We start from the raw sequence: 16777 nt of genomic DNA, 5'->3' as shown, positions 1-16777 counted from the left end.
TGGCGCGGTTCTCGATCCTGTGGAAGCTTGGCGATGACGGCCAATGGCGCATGGCGCGGACGTTCAGCATCGACCACGCGCCCGCGTCCTATTGGGCGGAGCAGTATGCGGCCGACCTCGACCCCGATCAGCCCCCAATCAGTCCCATGATCGTCGCCGTCATGCAGATGGTCAGGAACGCCGCCGCCAGGGCCTTGAAGCCGAGCTCGACGACCTCGCCGACCTTGTCGGGAGCCATCGACGACAGGCTGCCGATCAGGATCGCCACGCTGCCGACATTGCCGAAGCTGCCCAGGGCGTAGGTGAGGATCAACAGGCTCTTGGGTGTGAGGGCGCCTGGCGGCAGGGCCATCATGTCGCTGTAGGCCACCACTTCGTTGGCGGCGACCTTGGTGCCTAGAATGGCGCCGACGGTCTGCAGGTCCGACAGCGGCGCGCCGGTCAGCCAGACGATCGGCGTCAGCAGCCAGCCCAGGATCGCGCCGAGCGTCAGCGGCGCTCCAGCGTGAGGAATGGCGCCCAAACCCATGTTGATCAGGGCGATCAGGCCGACGAAGACGATCAGCAGGCCGGCGATGTTCAGCACCATCTTCACCGCGTCCAGCGTGCCGAAGGTCAGGGCCTCGAGGCTGCTGCGATAGGGGCTGGCCAGCACGATCGGCTCGTGGGCGGCGCTGCTTTCGCCAGGGATGATCAGCCGAGCCATGCCGATCGCCATGGGCGTGCTGATCAGCGAGGCGATCAGCAGGTGACTGAACGCATTGGGCACCTTGGCCGAGATCAGCGAGCCCAGCACGATCATCATCGAGCCGCCGATCACCGACAGGCCGTCGACCATGATGATGAAGATCTCGGCCCGGGTCAGGCGCGGCAGGAACGGCTTGATCAGCAGCGGCGCCTCGACCATCCCCAGGAACACGCAGGCCGAGGTCGAGACCCCGACGGGGCCGCTGACCCCGAATAGCTTGCCGAACGCCCAGGCCGCCGCCCGGACGATCCAGATCAGCACCTTCCAATGCCACAGCAGGGCCGACAGCGCCCCGACCAGCAGGATGGCCGGCAGGGCCTGGAAGGCGAAGATGAAGGCCGCGCCGGGATCCTCGACGCTGAACGGCGCGCGGCCGCCGCCCAGATAGCCGAACATGAAGCTGGAGCCGGCTCTCGACGCGGCCTGAAGGGCGTCGACCGCGTGGGTGGCGGCGGCGAAGGCGGCGGTGATCGCCGGGACCTTGGTCAGCAGCAGGGCCAGGGCGACCTGGCAGGCCAGACCGATCAGCACAGGCCGCCAGGGCAGGGCGCGCCGGTTCTCCGACAGCAGCCAGCCCAGGGCCAGGAACACGACGACGCCCAGCAGCGCCCGCGCGGTTTCGTTGTCCGGCATGTCCCCTCCGACCAAGCGTTCGACGAGTCTATAGAGTGAAACGTTTCAAGGAAATAGCGTGCAATCCGAAGGCGAACGTCATCGGTGGATCGAGGCCTCTGATGGCGTGCATTGAGGAAAATGCCCGGAAAACCCGCGAAATAGCAAAGGGTGACGCACGATGGGGCGCCGTGGCCGGCGTGACCGCCTGTGATGAAATTGTCATTGAATTCGAATATGAAACGTTTCACTAAATAGTACCGACATCCGCCGAGGCGGACCTGAGGGGGCTTTGAACATGAAGACGTCCATCTGGCTGGCTTCGAGCGCGTTGTGCCTGGTCATGGCCGCGCCCGCCATGGCGCAACAGGCCGCGGCGCCGGCCGCTCCGGCCGCGGACACCATCGACGAGGTGGTGGTCACCGCCGAGCGCTTCGGCTCGGGCCTGGCCCGCGCGACCTTCACGATCGGCGCCGAGGACATCCAGGAGCGTCCGCTGGGCGCGGAGATCACCCAGGCCCTGGTCAAGGTGCCCGGCGTCCAGGTCTCGACCGGCGACGCGCGGGGCGGCAGCTTCTCGTTCGAGATCTATATGCGCGGCCTGGGCGACGAGCAGATCGGCCTGACCCTGGACGGCATCCCGACCGGCGACAGCCGCTTCAACGGCGGCTCGCCGCCGCAGCGGTTCATCGAGAGCAGCAATATCGGCAAGATCACCGTCTCGCAGAGCGCGGGCGACATCGGCGCGCCGTCGCGCTTCGCCCTGGGCGGCTTCATCGACTTCGTCACCGACGCCCCGCGAAAGGACTTCGGCGCCACGGTCGAGGCGGGCGTCGGCTCGTTCGACTTCCGCCGGATCTACGGCCGGATCGACAGCGGCGAGATCGCGCCGGGTCTGTCGGGCTATCTGACCTATTCGCACCAGGAGAACGACATCTGGGCGGGCCGCAAGAGCCGGGGCAGCGAGCGCGACCACTATGAGCTGAAGGTCGTGAAGGCCTTCGACAACGGCTCGTTCGTCAAGGCGCGAGTCTCGTACAATGACCAGACCGACAACGACTTCAACATCGTCACCAAGGGCGAGTTCGAGGCGTCGCCGCGCAGCGACCGGGCCCTGGACGCCATCACCGGGATCCCGGCCAAGGACATCGACTTCGGCGGGGCCCTGGGCGGCTGGCGCAAGGACTGGCTGGCCTACGCCAACAGTCATTTCGTGCTCAGCGACACGCTCAGCTTCGACGTCAATCCATACTACCAGAACCTGGAAGGCGAGTCGTTCCGCTACCAGGATCGCCAGCGCATCCTGACCGGCGGAAATCCGCGCGCGGTGACCAGCTATAACGCCAATGGCGGCGCCGTGCGTCCGACCCTGACCACCCTGCGCAACAGCAACGTGGTCGGCGGTCCCGCTGACATGCGCGTCACGCCGCGTGACCGCGATCGTTACGGCGTGACCGGCGAGTTCAAGGCCCGCTTCGGCGGCCATGCCCTGCGCTTCGGCGGCTGGTGGGAGGGCGGCGACTCCACGGAGAAGCGCAACTTCTACCCGATCCTCAACTCGGCCCAGAGCATCGCCTACGACCGTTCCAAGCTGAACTATGTCGAGTACGAGCGCTCGGCCTCGGTCGAGACCACCATGCTGTACGCTCAGGACGAGTTCCGGGCCCTGAACGACAAGCTGAAGGTCGATCTGGGCCTGACCTGGTACGACGTGAAGTATGACGCCAAGTCGCCGCTGGAATACAAGGCCAACGTCAAGTTCTCGCAGCACTCGGACATCAATCCGAAGATCGGCGCGACGTATCAGCTGACCGACGCCTGGGAGCTGTTCGGCGGCTACGCCAAGAACTTCGCCGGCATCCCCGAAGACGCCTTCCTGGGCTCGACGGCGGTGATCAACCCCAAGGATCTGGATCCGGTCGAGACCGAGAACCTGGACCTGGGCCTGCGCTACGTGAAGCCGAACATGGCCTTCTCGATCCAGGCCTATGACGTCGACCTGAAGAACAACGTCGGCATCGTCACCCGTGACCCGACGGCCGTCCTGGACCCAGAGGAGATTGTCCGCGGCAACGTCGCGACCAAGGCGGTCAACATCGCCGGCATCAAGACCAAGGGCGTGGAGCTGACCGGCTACTACGATTTCGGCTCGATCGACCTCTACGGCTCGTACTCGCGCCAGGACGCCAAGCACGACAACCCGGCGGTCGGCGGCGATGCGCGCAAGGCCCTGGCCTCCGTCGCCGTGATCGGCGGGGCGGGCGTGCGCGACATTCCCAAGAACAGCGTCTTCGCCCAGGTCGGCTGGAAGCCGCTGGCGGGGCTGAAGCTCGACGCCAACGTCCGCTATGTCGGCGACCGGGTCGGCGGCCACATCGTGGCCCCGACCACCTTCCAGGAGATCGGCGTCGAGATGATCGACGGCTACACGCTGGTCGGGCTGACCGCGACCTATGACCTGAAGCGCGCCGGCGTCCCAGACCTGCGGTTCCAGTTCAACGTCGATAACCTGTTCGACGAAGAATACATCGGCGCGGTCAGCGGCTCGACCGCCACCCAGCCGGAGTTCGGCTACACCGCCGCATCGCCGAACAACCGCACCTTGGACCGCTACTTCGTGGGCATGCCGCGCACCTACACGGTCTCGGTGCGCGCACGCTTCTGATCCGGACGCGGGGCGCCGTCACCCCTTGTTCGGCGTCCTTCGAGGGGCGGGTCTTCGGATCCGCCCCGATCCTTTCTTGACGCTGGCCCTGAAAGCTTTCACCTCCAGGACGAGCAACGGAAATCCCGCATGGCCAAGTCCGACCCGCCGTCGATCGATCCCCCCCGCAGGGCCACGCTCAAGGAGGTCGCCAAGGCCGCCGGCGTGTCGTTGGCCAGCGCCTCCTACGCGATCAATGGCGCCGGCTCGGTGGGCGAGGCCACGCGCGAGCATATCCTCAAGGTCGCCGCCGAACTGGGCTACCGGCCCAACCAGAGCGCCAAGGCGATGAAGACCGGCAAGACGGGCGCCATCGGCCTGATCCTGCCGGACCTGACCAACCCCTTCTTTCCCAGTTTGGCCCAGGTGGTGATCCAGGCCGCGCGGGCCCACGGCTACAGCGTCTTCCTGACCGACACCGAAGGCTCGGCCGAGGCCGAACAGCGGGCGGTCAGCCTGCTGGTCGACCATGGCGTTGACGGGGTGATCTGGTTCCCGATCGCCGACGACGGTCCGGTGGGCAAGCTGATCGAGGGCGTGCCGACCGTGGTGCTGGACCGCAACCTTCCGGGCTATGACGTCATCCAGGCCGACTACGCCGAGGGCGGGCGTCTGGCGGCCGAGCACCTGATCGCGGCGGGCCACGTCAACATCGGGGTGATCTCCGGCCCGCACGCGGCGTCCAGCGCCCGCCAGCGCGCCGAGGGGGCGATCGCCGCGATCCGCGAGCGCGCCAACCTGACCTGGCACGTCCACAACGCCTTCTCGCTCGATCTCGAGCCGGCCGTCGCCGAGGCCCTCGAGCGCCGGAGCGCCACGGCGGTAATCGCCGGCGCCGACCTTATCGCCATCGGCGCCATGCGCCACATCCGGTCGATGGGCCTGTCGGTGCCCGGCGACGTCTCGGTGGTCGGCTTCGACGACATCCCCTGGGCCCAGCTGCACACGCCCGCCCTGACCACCATCGACATGCCGGTCGAGGACATGGCCGCCGCCGCCGTCGAGACCCTGATCCGCCGCATGGGCGCACGCGCCGAGCCGCGCCGCCGGGTGGTGTTCAACGTCGAACTGGTCGAGCGCGAGTCCGTGCGCGTCCTCAAGTGAATCTCGGCGCGGCTCTCGGCCTCGCGCTGGCCCTGAAGCTGGTCGGGACGCTGGATCTGCCCCGCGACCTGAACGTCGACGGCGCGCCGTTCGGCGGGATCTCGGGCGCCGACTACGACAGCCGCACCGGCGACTGGCTGATGATCTCCGACGACCGCTCCGAAAAGGCGCCGGCCCGGTTCTTCGTCGGACGGCTGGACTATGACGCCGGCGGCGTGAAGAGGCTGCGGCTGACGCGGCAGGTCCCCCTGCGCCGCGCGGACGACGCGACCTTCTCCGCGGCGCAAGGGGAGCGCCCCGATGCGGAGGCTCTGCGCATCGACCCTCGGACCGGCGATCTGGTCTGGGCGACCGAGGGCGACGCCCCGCGTGGCTTCGATCCGGCCGTGCGCCGCATGGGCCGCGACGGAACGGCCAGGGGGACGATCCCGACGCCGCCGGCCTTCCGCTTCACGCCGACGGGCGCGCGGCCGAACCTGACCTTCGAGGGGCTGAGCTTCTCGCCAGACGGCCGCTGGCTGTGGCTGGCCATGGAGGCGCCGCTGGTTCGAGACGGGCCGGTCAGCACCGTCGCCCAAGGTGGGCTGACGCGGATGACACGGCTGGATCGCGAAGGGCGGATCAGCGCGCAATACGCCTATCGTCTGGACCCGATCCAGGCCGCGCCGACGCGGCGAGGCGACAACGGCGTCAGCGAGATCCTCGCGGTCGACGATCGCCAGCTCCTGGTGCTGGAGCGTTCGGGCGTCGAGGACAGGCAGGGGCGCTTCACCTACCACTGCCGGCTCTATCTGGTCGACGCGCGGAGCGGCGAGGACGTCGTCACCCGCGCCAGCCTGAGCGAGGGGGCCGCGCCTCGCGTGATGGCCAAGCGACTGCTGGTCAATTTCGATCGCCTGCCTGGCGCTGGGGCCAATCTCGAGGCCATGGCCTGGGGGCGCGACCTGGCCGGACGCCGGACGCTGGTGCTGTTCTCCGACGATAACTTCAACCCGACCGAGGCCGCGCGCGTGATGGTGTTCAGCGTCCGCTAAGCCCTGCTGTGATTATGTAACGCGTTCTCAACTGGCCGCCGCGCGGCTATGAGGGCGTCATGCAACGGATGACGACATGGTGGCGGAACCTGGGAGGCCTTCTGGCCGCCTGCGTCCTGACGCTGCTCGTCGTCGCGCCCACGACCAGCCTGGCCGCCTGCCTGTGCGCCGAGGACGCCGCTGTCAGCCAGATCAGCGCCGTCCAGACGATCCAGCCTGAGCGCCACGAAGACGGCGCGCCGTGCAAGGCGGCCTGCTGCCTGGGCGGTCACTGCCACCATACCGGCTCGCTGCTCGATGCTCCGGTCCTGACGATCACCGCCCCGGCGCCCATCGTCGCCAAGCACGTCATCGCGCCGACCTGCGTCCTGGCCTCGCGCGCGCCTCCCGCCCTCGACCGACCGCCTCGCGCCTGACGGCTCGCGCGCCCTTGGCGCGCCGTCGTCTCATCATCGCGAGGAATCTTCATGTCATCGAACCGATGGCCGCTGCGCGCGGCCTTGGCGTCCGCCGCCTGCGGCGCGCTCTACGGCGCGGCCGCGGCCCAGACCGCGCCGCCGCTGGAAACCCTGCTCCGCGAGGCCTCCGCCCCGCGCCTGATGGTCGGCGAGGCCGAGACGCGCGCCGCCGAGGGCCGCGCTCTCCAGGCCCGCGCCCGGCCCAACCCGACCCTCGATCTGCAGGTCGAGAACGTCGGGGGCGAGGGGCCCTATCGTGACTTCCAAAGCGCCGAGACCACCCTGTCGGTCGGCCAGACCCTGGAGCTGGGCGGCAAGCGCGGCGCGCGGATCGCCACGGCGCGGGCCGAGGTCGACACCGCCAGATCCCGCGCCGGCCTGGGGCGGGTCGCCTTCGCCCGCGACCTGGTCGTGGCCTATGCGACCGCCGAGGCGGCCGGCGAGCGGCTGAACATCGCCAAGGACGGCGTCGACCTGGCCGAAACCGACGCCCGCGCGGCGCGGCTGCTGGTCGACAACGGCAAGGAAGCCGAGCTGCGCGCCTTGCAGGCCAAGGCGGCGGCGTCGGCGGCCCAGGCCGAGGTGTCGCGCGCCGAGGCCGAGCAGGGCGCGGCCCTGGCCCGGCTGGCGGCCCTGACCGGCGGCGAGCGCACCTTCACCGCCGTGACGCCGGGCGTGCTGGACCGCGCGTGGAGCGCGTCGGTGGCAACGGCTGAGGCCCCGACGGTCGCCGTCGCTCAGGCCGAGCAGCAGGTCGCCGCCCGCAAGCTGGACCTGGAGCGCCGCCGGGCCACGCCCGACGTCACGGTCAGCTTCGGCCTGCGCCGGTTGGCCGGCGATGACGCCACAGCCGCCGTGGCGGGGGTCTCGCTGCCCTTGCCGCTGTTCGATCGCAATCGGGGCGCGGTCGCATCGGCGCGGGCCGAGGCCGACGCCGCCCGGGCCCGCCTGCTGATGGCCCAGGCCGACGCGACCGCCGACCGTCGCAGCGCCGAGGGCGAGGCGCGCGCCGCCGACCGCTCCGCCGCCGCCGCTCACGAGGGCGAGGGCGCCGCGCGTGAGGCCTATCGCCTGGCCCGCCTGGGCTACGAGGCCGGCAAGCTGCCGCTGATCGAACTCCTCTCCGCGCGCTGCGACCTGGTCGCCGCACGGCAACGTCACATCGAGGCGCGCCTGGCGCGCGCCAAGGCCTCGGCGGACCTCGCCCAGGCTAATGGACAGATCGCTTTCGGAGACGCCCGATGATCGCCCCTACAGGAAATGGCCGCAGATGGATGATGGCCGGCGCGGCGACCGCGATCGCGGCGGCCCTGGGCCTGGGCTATGGCGCCGGCCGCTTGACCGACAAGGCGCCGGCCGAAGCGCCCGCCCACGAGGACGGTGAGGAAGCGCCGCACGAAAACGGCTTCATCGCGCTCTCGGCCGCCGACGCGGCCAAGGCCGGTGTGCTGACCGTCCCGGTCGGACGCGGCGGTGGCTCGGAACTCGTTCTGCCCGGCCGCGTCGCCCTTGCCGCCAACGCCGCCGCCGCCCTCGGCGCGCCGGTGTCAGGAACGGTCGAGCGGGTGCATGTCGCCGCCGGCGACCGCGTGGCTGCTGGCGGCCCGATCGCCACCCTGCGCAGTGCCGAGGGCGCCGAAGCGCGGGCGGGTGTCGACGCCGCCGAGGCCGGCGCGCGCGCCGCCCAGGCCGCCGCCGCCCGCGACCGCCGCCTGTTCGACGCCGGCGTCGTCGCCCGTCAGGACTGGGAAGCCAGCCAGGCCGCCGCCGAAAAGGCCCAGGCCGAGCTGCGCGCCGCCCGCGCCCAGGCCGCCGCCCAGGGCGCGCCCAGCGCCGGCGGCGTGGCGGTGCTGCGCGCGCCGATCGGCGGGGTCGTCACCCGCATCGACGCGCGGGTCGGCGGCTTCCTGACCCAGGGCGGTCTCGTCGCCGAGATCGCCGACCAGGGCCGGGTCGAGTACGTCTTCGACGCGCCGCCAGCCTCGGCCGACGCCATCCATCTCGGCGACACGATCGCGGTCCAGCGGCCCGATGGCGGCCAGGCCGGCGCGCGGATCGTCGCCGTCGCGCCCAGCGCCCTCGGCGCCGGCGCGGCTGTCGTCCGCGCCAAGCCCATCGCGCCCGCGCCGCAGATCGGCGCGATCGTCTCGGCCCGCGTGGTCTTGGCCAGGGGGCAGGGCGGTCCGACCGTTCCGTCAGAGGCCGTCCAGAGCCTCGAGGGGCGCTCGGTGGTGTTTGTCGCCGAGCCCAAGGGCTTCCGCGCCAGGCCGGTGGTGACCGGCCGCACCGCCGCCGGATCCGTCGAGATCCTCAAGGGCCTGTCCGGCGGCGAGACCATCGCCGGCAAGGGCGCCTTCCGCCTGAAAGCCGAGCTCGGCAAGGGCGAAGCGGGGCACGAGGACTGATCCATGCTGAACCGTCTCATCGACCTTTCGGTCCGCTTCCGCTGGATCGTCGTCCTGCTGGCCGTGGCGCTTTTCGCGTTCGGCCTGCTGCAACTGTCGCGCCTGCCGATCGACGTCACGCCCGACATCACCAACCGCCAGGTGCAGATCAACACCATCGCCCCGGCCCTTGGCCCCGAGGAGGTCGAGCGGCAGGTCACCTTCCCGCTGGAGACGGCCCTGGCCGGCGCACCGGGCCTGGTGGAGACGCGCTCGCTGTCGCGGCACGGCTTCTCGCAGATCACCGCCGTGTTCACCGACAAGACCGATCTCTACTTCGCCCGGGCCCTGATCAACGAACGGTTGCAGGCCGCGCGCGCCAAGCTGCCGGACGGACTGGAGCCCAGCATGGGGCCGCCGGTCACCGGCCTGGGCGAGGTCTATATCTGGACCGTCGAGTTCAAGGGCGCGGCCGCCCGTCCCGGCGCGGTCTATGTCACGCCGGAAGGCGAGACCCTGCGGACCGACATCGAGAAGGCCACCTATCTGCGCACGGTCCAGGACTGGATCGTCGCGCCCCAGCTGAAGACGGTCGATGGCGTCGCCGGCGTCGACGTGCTGGGCGGCTACGTCAAGGAATACGCCGTCCATCCGGACCCGGCCAAGCTGGCCGCGCGCGGCATCAGCCTGCCGCAGCTGGTCGAGGCCCTGGAGCATTCCAACCGCATCGCCGGGGCGGGCTACGTCCAGCGCGGCGGCGAGGCCTATATCGTCCGCACCGACGCGCGGGTGAAGAGCCTCTCCGAGCTGGCCGACACCCCAATCGGTCGCCGGGGCGGGGCGGTCGTCAAGGTCTCGGACGTGGCCACGGTCGCGATCGGCCATGCCCCCCGCCTGGGCTCGGCCAGCGAGAACGGCCGCGAGGTGGTGATCGGCACGGCCCTGATGCTGGTCGGCGAGAACAGCCGCACCGTCGCCGCCCGCGTCGATGCGCGCCTGAAAACCATCGCCGCCAGCCTGCCGCCGGATGTGATCGTCAAGCCGGTGCTGGACCGCACCCGCCTGGTCGACGCGACGATCCGCACGGTCGAGCATAACCTGGCGGTCGGCGCCCTGCTGGTCATCGTGGTGCTGTTCTTCGCCCTGGGGAACTTCCGCGCCGCCCTGATCACGGCGCTGGTTATCCCGCTGTCGTTCCTGATCGCCGCCATCGCCATGCGACGGTTCGGGATCAGCGGCAATCTGATGAGCTTGGGCGCGCTGGACTTCGGCCTGATCGTCGACGGCGCCGTGGTGGTGATCGAGAACACCTTGGGCCGCCTGGCGCTTCGTCGCCAGAAGGAGGGCCGCGACCTGACGGCTGGCGAACGTCTGTCGATTGCTGCCGAGGCCGCCAAGGAAATGGCTCGTCCGGCCGCCTTCGGCCAGGCGATCATCCTGCTGGTCTATGCCCCGCTGCTGGCCTTCGAGGGCGTCGAGGGCAAGATGTTCACGCCGATGGCCGCCACGGTGATGTTCGCCCTGGCCGGGGCGTTCGTCCTGTCTCTGACCCTGGTCCCGGCCTTTACCGCCCTGGTGGTGCGCGAGCCGAAAGGGCATGGCGAGACCCGGGCCATGGCCGCCGTCCGCACCCGGTTCGAGCCGCTGCTGCGGGCCGCCGTCGCGCGGCCCAAGGCGGTGGCCCTCGGCGCGGGCCTAGCCTTGGTGCTGGGCGTCGTCGCCTTCTTCGCCCTGGGCCGCGAGTTCGCCCCGACGCTGGACGAAGGCGACCTGCTGGTCCAGGCCAGCCGCGTGCCCTCGATCTCGCTGGAAGAGAGCCAGGCCATGCAGTTCGAGGTCGAGAAGGTGCTCTCGGCCCAGCCCGAGGTGGCCCTGGTCTTCACCCGCACCGGCACGGCCGAGATCGCCTCGGACCCGATGCCGCCCAGCGCCTCGGACACCTTTGTCATCCTGAAGCCGCGCAAGGACTGGCCCGATCCCGGCCTGTCCAAGGACAGGCTGGTCGAACGGATGGAAGGCGACCTTGGGAAGCTGATCGGCAACGCCTACGAGTTCACCCAGCCGATCCAGATGCGCTTCAACGAGCTGATCGCGGGCGTACGCTCGGACGTGGCGGTCAAGGTCTATGGCGACGACTTCGCGGTGATGAGCAAGACCGCCGATCAGATCGCCGCCACGCTGCGCAAGGTGCCGGGCGCCGCCGACGTCAAGGTCGAGCAGATCTCGGGCCAGCCGACGATCACCGCCAGCGTCGACCGCACGGCCGCCGCCGCCTTGGGCGTCCACGCCAGCGACGCGGCCGACGCCCTGGAGATCGGGCTGGGCGGGCGCGAGGCCGGCCATATCCTGGAAGGCGACCGCCGTTTCGACGTGGTCGTGCGCCTGGACGACGCCTCGCGCGCCGATCCGGCGGCCATGGGCCAGCTGCCGGTCGTCTCGGAGAGCGCGGACGGTGGCGCGTCGACGGCCATCCCGCTGTCTAGCATCGCCCGCTTCGACACCGCCGAGGGGCCCAACCAGGTCAGCCGTGAGAACGGCAAGCGGCGGATCGTGGTCCAAGCCAATGTCCGAGGTCGCGACCTCGGCGGCTTCGTCACGGACGCTCAGGCCGCCGTGGCGCGCGAGGTTCAGCCGGCGCCGGGGTCGTGGCTGGAGTGGGGCGGCCAGTTCAAGAACCTGGAGCGGGCCAGCGCCCGCCTGGCGCTGATCGTGCCGGTAGTGTTCCTGGTCATCGTCGTTCTGCTGTTCATGGCCCTGGGTTCGGTGACGGAGGCGGCGCTGGTCTTCGCCTGCGTTCCCCTGGCCCTGGTCGGCGGGGCGCTGGCGCTGTTGCTGAGGGGGATGCCATTCTCGATCTCGGCGGCGGTCGGCTTCATCGCTGTGTCGGGCGTCGCCACGCTGAACGGCCTCGTGCTGATGCAGAGCATCAAGCAGCGGATCGTCGGCGAAGCCGATGTGGCCGCCGCCGTGATCGACGGGACCGTGGGCCGGTTGCGGGCGGTGCTGACGACGGCGCTGGTGGCGATCCTGGGCTTCATCCCGATGGCCCTGGCGATCGGAGCTGGGGCCGAGGTCCAGAAGCCGCTGGCCACGGTGGTGGTCGGCGGCCTGCTGACCTCGACCGTGCTGACCCTGCTGGTGCTGCCGACCTTCTTCGTCTGGCTGGCCCGGCGCGGTGGCGCGCGGGGGCGGGAAGGCGCCGAATAGTGGCGCGCGGGATCGGTCCGGCGTGCGCACGCGCCGGATCGATCCGCGATACAAACTATTAGAGAGTTTTTCAAGAATCCAATTGACGGTTGTATTAAGCTGATCTTCTCTACCCTGACGAAGCGTGGCGAAACGCCGCGACGCCAGACGCGGGGAGGGGCTGATGATCAAGATCGCCATCGCGGGGGTGGGCAATTGCGCCAGCGCGCTGATCCAGGGCTTGCACTACTACGGCGGTGACGCCGCGCCCGATTGCGCCGGCTTGATGCACGCCGACATCGGCGGCTGGCGGCCCAGCGACATCGACATCGTGGCCGCGTTCGACATCGACGTTCGCAAGGTCGGCCGACCGCTGCGCGAGGCGGTGTTCGCGCCGCCCAACTGCGCCCTGGTGTTTTGTCCCGACCTGCCGCGCGCCTCGGTCAAGGTCAGCATGGCGCCGCTGCTGGACGGGGTGGCCGAGCACATGGCCGATTATCCCGACCACCAGGCCTTCCGACCCTCGGCCGAGCCGCCGGTCGACGTGGCCGCGGTGCTGAAGGCCTCTGGAGCCCAGGTGCTGCTCAGCTATCTGCCCGTCGGGTCCGAGGCCGCCGCGCGCCACTACGCCCAGGCCTGCCTCGACGCGGGCGTGGCCTTCATCAACTGCGCGCCCGTGTTCATTGCCTCCGATCCGGCCTGGGCGGCGCGGTTCAAGGCGGCGGGACTGCCGATCCTGGGCGACGACATCAAGAGCCAGTTGGGCGCGACCATCGTCCACCGCATGCTCTCGCGCCTGTTCGGTGAGCGCGGCGTGGTGATCGACCGGACCTACCAGCTGAACACCGGCGGCAACACCGACTTCCTCAACATGCTGGCCCGCGAGCGTCTGAGGTCCAAGAAGATCTCCAAGACCCGCGCGGTGACCTCGCAAATCGCCCAGGACATCGCCGCCGACAACGTCCACATCGGGCCGTCGGACTACGTGCCCTGGCAGAAGGACAACAAGATCTGCTTCATCCGCATCGAGGGACGCGGGTTTGGCGACGTGCCGCTGGAGATGGATCTGAAGCTGTCGGTCCAGGACTCGCCCAACAGCGCTGGCGTGGTGATCGACCTTATCCGCCTGGCCCGCGTCGCCCGCGATCAGGGCCTGGGCGGCCCGATCGAGGCGCCGTGCGCCTACTACATGAAGCATCCGCCGCAGCAGATGAACGACGAGACGGCCCGAAGCCTGACCGCCGAATTCATCCGCCAGGCCCAGCGCCAGGCCGAGACCGTGTGAGCCGGCGCGATGACCCTGGTGGCGCACCTCTCGGACCTGCATTTCGGACGTGAGCGCGCCGTCGTGGTCGAGGGCCTGCTGGCCGACCTCCGCGTGCTTCGCCCCGACCTGATCATCGTCAGCGGCGACCTGACCGAGCGGGCTTTCCACTGGCAGTTCCGCCGGGCGCGCCGTTTCCTGGGCCGCTTGCCGGCGCCGTGGATCGCCACGCCGGGCAATCATGACGTGCCGCTCCTGCCGCTGTTCGAGCGCCTGGGCCGTCCGACCGCGCGCTTCGCCCAACACATCGATCCCAGCCGCGTCCCGGTGCGCCAGGCGGGCGAGGCCTGGGTGGCCGGCCTCTGCACCGCCCACGGCAAGACCTGGAAGGACGGCGCGATCCAGCCGGATCTGCTGGATGAGGTCGACGCTCTGGCGCGGGGCGCGCCGCAAGGGGCGCGCCGCATCGTGATCGCTCACCATCCCTTCCAGCCGCCGCCGGACGATCCGCGCTATCGGTTGGTCGATGGTTGGGAGGCGGGGCTGCGACAGCTTTCGGCCGCCGGGGTCGACATGGTGCTGGGCGGCCATATCCACCGCGCCTATGCCGTCGACGTCGCCGGCGCGCTGGGGCTGGATCGACCGCTGCTGATCGTCCAGGCGCCGACGGCGGTCTCGCCGCATCTGCGCGATCGGCCCAATGGCTACAACCTGCTCAGGCTGGAGGGCGCGCGTGTCGAGATCGCCGCCCGCTACTGGGATGGACGCGGCTTCACCGAGGAAGCCCTCGGTCGCTGGACCCTGGCCGAGCGCTCGCCGGCGGACCTGAAGCGGAGAGCCGTCGCATGACCGTCCGTCCTCGCGTGCTGATCATCTGCGCCCACTTCCATGGCGACCGCAGCTTCAAGCGCGACCTCTCGTTGCTGCAGCCGCAGGCCGGCCTGCAGATCGGTTCGCTGATCGATCCTGAGCGCTACGAGATCCAGATCTATCAGGAGATGTGGCACGGCTCGCTGACGCCAGATCGTCTGCCGCCGGCCGACATCGTCTTCCTGAGCGGCCTGGCCAAGGACTTCGATCGCCAGCGCCAGCTGTCGTACGTCTACCGCCGGCGCGGCGCCAAGGTGATCGCCGGCGGCTACTTCTGCACGATGTTTCCCGAGTTCGCCGCCCGGTTCTTCGACGCGATCTGCGCCGGCGGTGTCGACTCCGTGCGCGACGTAATGGCCGATCTCGAAGCCGGGGCGCTGAAGCCGATCTACCGCTCGCCCCAGACCGTGCTGAGCGACTACCGGATCCGCTACGACATGCTGGTCGACAACGACCTGCATCCGGCCTCGCATCTGGTCGAAGCCTCGCGCGGCTGCAATTTCAAGTGCGACTTCTGCGTCATCCCAGCCGAGGGCGCGCGTCACACCAAGTATGGGGTCCAGCGCGTGACCCAGGCGATCGACGACGCCGTCGCCGCCAGTCCCTTCTGGTCCCTGCGTCGCTGGCTTCCGACGGTCTGGTTCATCGACAACAACTTCGGCAACGACCTGCGCTATCTGCGCGAGCTGTGCGCCGAACTGGCCAAGGACCGACGACTCAAGGGCTGGGGCGCGCTGGTCACCCAGGACATCCTGAAGAACCGCAAGATCATCGACCTGATGGCGCAAAGCGGCTGCGCGGTGCTGTTCACCGGCCTGGAGTCGCTGGATCTCGACTTCCTGCACCGCCACGACAAGGTGCAGAACCTCTCCAAGACCACCAACTTCGTCGACGACATCGCCTACGCCCAGAGCCGGGGGATCGTGGTGATCTACGGCTATCTGTTCGATCCCAGGATCACCTCGGTCCAGGCCATGCGCGCCCAACTGGACACCATCCTGTCCCATCGGGCGCTGCTGTTTCCCAGCTTCATCGCCATCGTCTCCCCGCTGGTGGGCACCAAGCTGTTCTGGCAGGCGGCCAGCGCGGGCCAGCTGCGGCCGAACCTGCGCCTGCGCGACATCGACGGACAGACCGTGGTCTATCGCGACTGTCAGGACCCGGACGAGCGTCTGACGGCCTTCCTGACTCAGCTGTTCCGTCGGCCCGACACCCTGGTCAATCGGCCCCGGCACCTGCTGGATTTCCTGCGTCGCGCCTGGACCCTGCGCCGCGCCTCGCCGCTGGCCCACGTGGTCCACTTCCGGGCTCACTTCCGGCTGTTCAACCTGGCCAAGGGGCGCAAGGGCGGGCTGACGCTCAACTACATGGCCGGCGAGCAGCCGCTGGACGGCCATTACGACCACGGCCCGCCGGACATCACGCCGGAAGACCGCGCGCTGTACTTCGATCCCATCCTGGTCACCGACGCCGCCGGCGCGCCGGCGTCCTGGCTGGAGCCCTATCAACCCGCGCCCGCCCGGGCCCCGGCGATGGCGAGCTGACATGGACCTGCGCGAGCGCCTCGGTTTCGTCGACAACAACGTCTGGCTCTGGGGGCGCGTGGGCGCCCAGGCCTGGTGGGACGCGCGCCAGGCGCGGGGCGCGCTGGCCCGCGACCCGGACCGCTTCGCCGAGGTGAAGGTGTTCTGCAACTTCATCGGCTATCCGCGCAGCGGCCACAGCGTGGTCAGCTCGATCCTCGACGCGCACCAGGCGGCGGTGTTCTCGCATCGGCTGGACGCCCTGGGTCATCTGAAGGCTGGTGTCGCGCCGGAGGCGGTGTTCCACATGATCGCCCGCAACGCCGAGCGGTTCGCGCGCGACGGTCGCAAGCTGACCGCCTACGCCTATCCCGTCCCCGGCCAGCACCAGGGGCGCGGCGGTCGGCCGACCGTGATCGGCGACCAAGAGGCCAAGTGGGCGACGCTGCGCCTGAGCCGCGACCCCGAGCTGCTGGCCCGCGCCCGGTTCCGCCACGCGCCCCGCCTGGCCTTCATCCACGTGGTGCGCAACCCGTTCGACAACATCGCCACCCTGGCCAACCGGACCCAGAGCGCGCTGGAGTCGGCCATGGAGACCTATTTCCAGCTGTGCGCTGGCGTCGAGCGGGTGAAGGCCCGCTATCCGGAGCAGGTGCTGGACATCCGCCACGAGGAGCTCGTCGCGGCGCCGCGCGCCCAGATCCGCCGCCTGGGCGAATTCCTGGGACTGACGGTCGATGAGCCGTATCTCGAAGCCTGTGCCGGCCTGGTCTATCCGGCCGCCAGCCAGTCGCGCGCCAGCCGATCCTGGTCCGGCGCCCTGGTTCGCGACGTCGAGCAGCGCGCAGGCCGCCATCCACATCTGGCGGGCTACGCCTATGACCGTTGAG

General features: G+C 69.9%; 13 protein-coding genes. 12 read left to right on the top strand and 1 reads right to left on the bottom strand.

Annotated elements, in window-relative coordinates:
* Window positions 1-127 precede the first annotated feature (127 nt).
* Window positions 128-1381: a NupC/NupG family nucleoside CNT transporter gene (locus MZV50_RS18630; RefSeq protein WP_252630779.1), complete on the bottom strand. Its 1254-nt coding sequence runs from the start codon at window positions 1379-1381 to the stop codon at window positions 128-130.
* 35 nt (window positions 1382-1416) lie between these two features.
* Here MZV50_RS18630 and MZV50_RS18625 point away from each other — a divergent pair, with 35 nt between their 5' ends.
* The 12 genes from MZV50_RS18625 (at window position 1417) to MZV50_RS18570 (ending at window position 16776) form a co-directional block, all read left to right on the top strand.
* Window positions 1417-1614: a hypothetical protein gene (locus tag MZV50_RS18625; protein ID WP_252630778.1), complete on the top strand. Its 198-nt coding sequence runs from the start codon at window positions 1417-1419 to the stop codon at window positions 1612-1614.
* Window positions 1615-1658: 44 nt separating this feature from the next.
* Window positions 1659-4025 (top strand): TonB-dependent receptor, encoded by a 2367-nt coding sequence (locus MZV50_RS18620; protein ID WP_252630777.1) that lies wholly within the window; start codon window positions 1659-1661, stop codon window positions 4023-4025.
* Window positions 4026-4154: 129 nt separating this feature from the next.
* Window positions 4155-5168 (top strand): LacI family DNA-binding transcriptional regulator, encoded by a 1014-nt coding sequence (locus MZV50_RS18615; protein WP_252630776.1) that lies wholly within the window; start codon window positions 4155-4157, stop codon window positions 5166-5168.
* A complete protein-coding gene (locus MZV50_RS18610; protein ID WP_252630775.1) occupies window positions 5165-6202 on the top strand; it encodes an esterase-like activity of phytase family protein in 1038 nt (345 codons plus the stop codon). Before MZV50_RS18615 ends, MZV50_RS18610 begins: the two co-directional genes overlap by 4 nt.
* 59 nt (window positions 6203-6261) lie before the next feature.
* The gene (locus MZV50_RS18605) at window positions 6262-6618 is read left to right on the top strand and encodes a hypothetical protein (RefSeq protein WP_252630774.1); all 357 of its coding nucleotides are present in this window, start codon (window positions 6262-6264) and stop codon (window positions 6616-6618) included.
* A gap of 51 nt (window positions 6619-6669) precedes the next feature.
* Entirely contained in the window at window positions 6670-7905 is a 1236-nt protein-coding gene (locus MZV50_RS18600; protein WP_252630773.1) for a TolC family protein, read from the top strand.
* Complete coding sequence (locus tag MZV50_RS18595; protein ID WP_252630772.1) at window positions 7902-9065, top strand: efflux RND transporter periplasmic adaptor subunit; 1164 nt, start codon at window positions 7902-7904, stop codon at window positions 9063-9065. Before MZV50_RS18600 ends, MZV50_RS18595 begins: the two co-directional genes overlap by 4 nt.
* Before the next feature lie 3 nt (window positions 9066-9068).
* Window positions 9069-12251, top strand: a complete 3183-nt coding sequence (locus MZV50_RS18590) for an efflux RND transporter permease subunit (protein WP_252630771.1) — start codon at window positions 9069-9071, stop codon at window positions 12249-12251.
* Window positions 12252-12414: 163 nt separating this feature from the next.
* Complete coding sequence (locus MZV50_RS18585) at window positions 12415-13515, top strand: inositol-3-phosphate synthase (RefSeq protein ID WP_252630770.1); 1101 nt, start codon at window positions 12415-12417, stop codon at window positions 13513-13515.
* A 9-nt stretch (window positions 13516-13524) separates the two neighbouring features.
* On the top strand, window positions 13525-14343 hold the full coding sequence (locus tag MZV50_RS18580; RefSeq protein WP_252630769.1) for a metallophosphoesterase family protein: 819 nt from the start codon (window positions 13525-13527) through the stop codon (window positions 14341-14343).
* On the top strand, window positions 14340-15908 hold the full coding sequence (locus MZV50_RS18575) for a B12-binding domain-containing radical SAM protein (protein ID WP_252630768.1): 1569 nt from the start codon (window positions 14340-14342) through the stop codon (window positions 15906-15908). Before MZV50_RS18580 ends, MZV50_RS18575 begins: the two co-directional genes overlap by 4 nt.
* Before the next feature lies 1 nt (window position 15909).
* The gene (locus tag MZV50_RS18570; protein ID WP_252630767.1) at window positions 15910-16776 is read left to right on the top strand and encodes a sulfotransferase family protein; all 867 of its coding nucleotides are present in this window, start codon (window positions 15910-15912) and stop codon (window positions 16774-16776) included.
* The last annotated feature ends 1 nt before the right edge of the window (window position 16777 follow it).

Source organism: Caulobacter segnis, assembly GCF_023935105.1.
Taxonomy (GTDB): domain Bacteria; phylum Pseudomonadota; class Alphaproteobacteria; order Caulobacterales; family Caulobacteraceae; genus Caulobacter; species Caulobacter segnis_B.
This window is presented reverse-complemented; position numbering and strand designations above follow the sequence as displayed.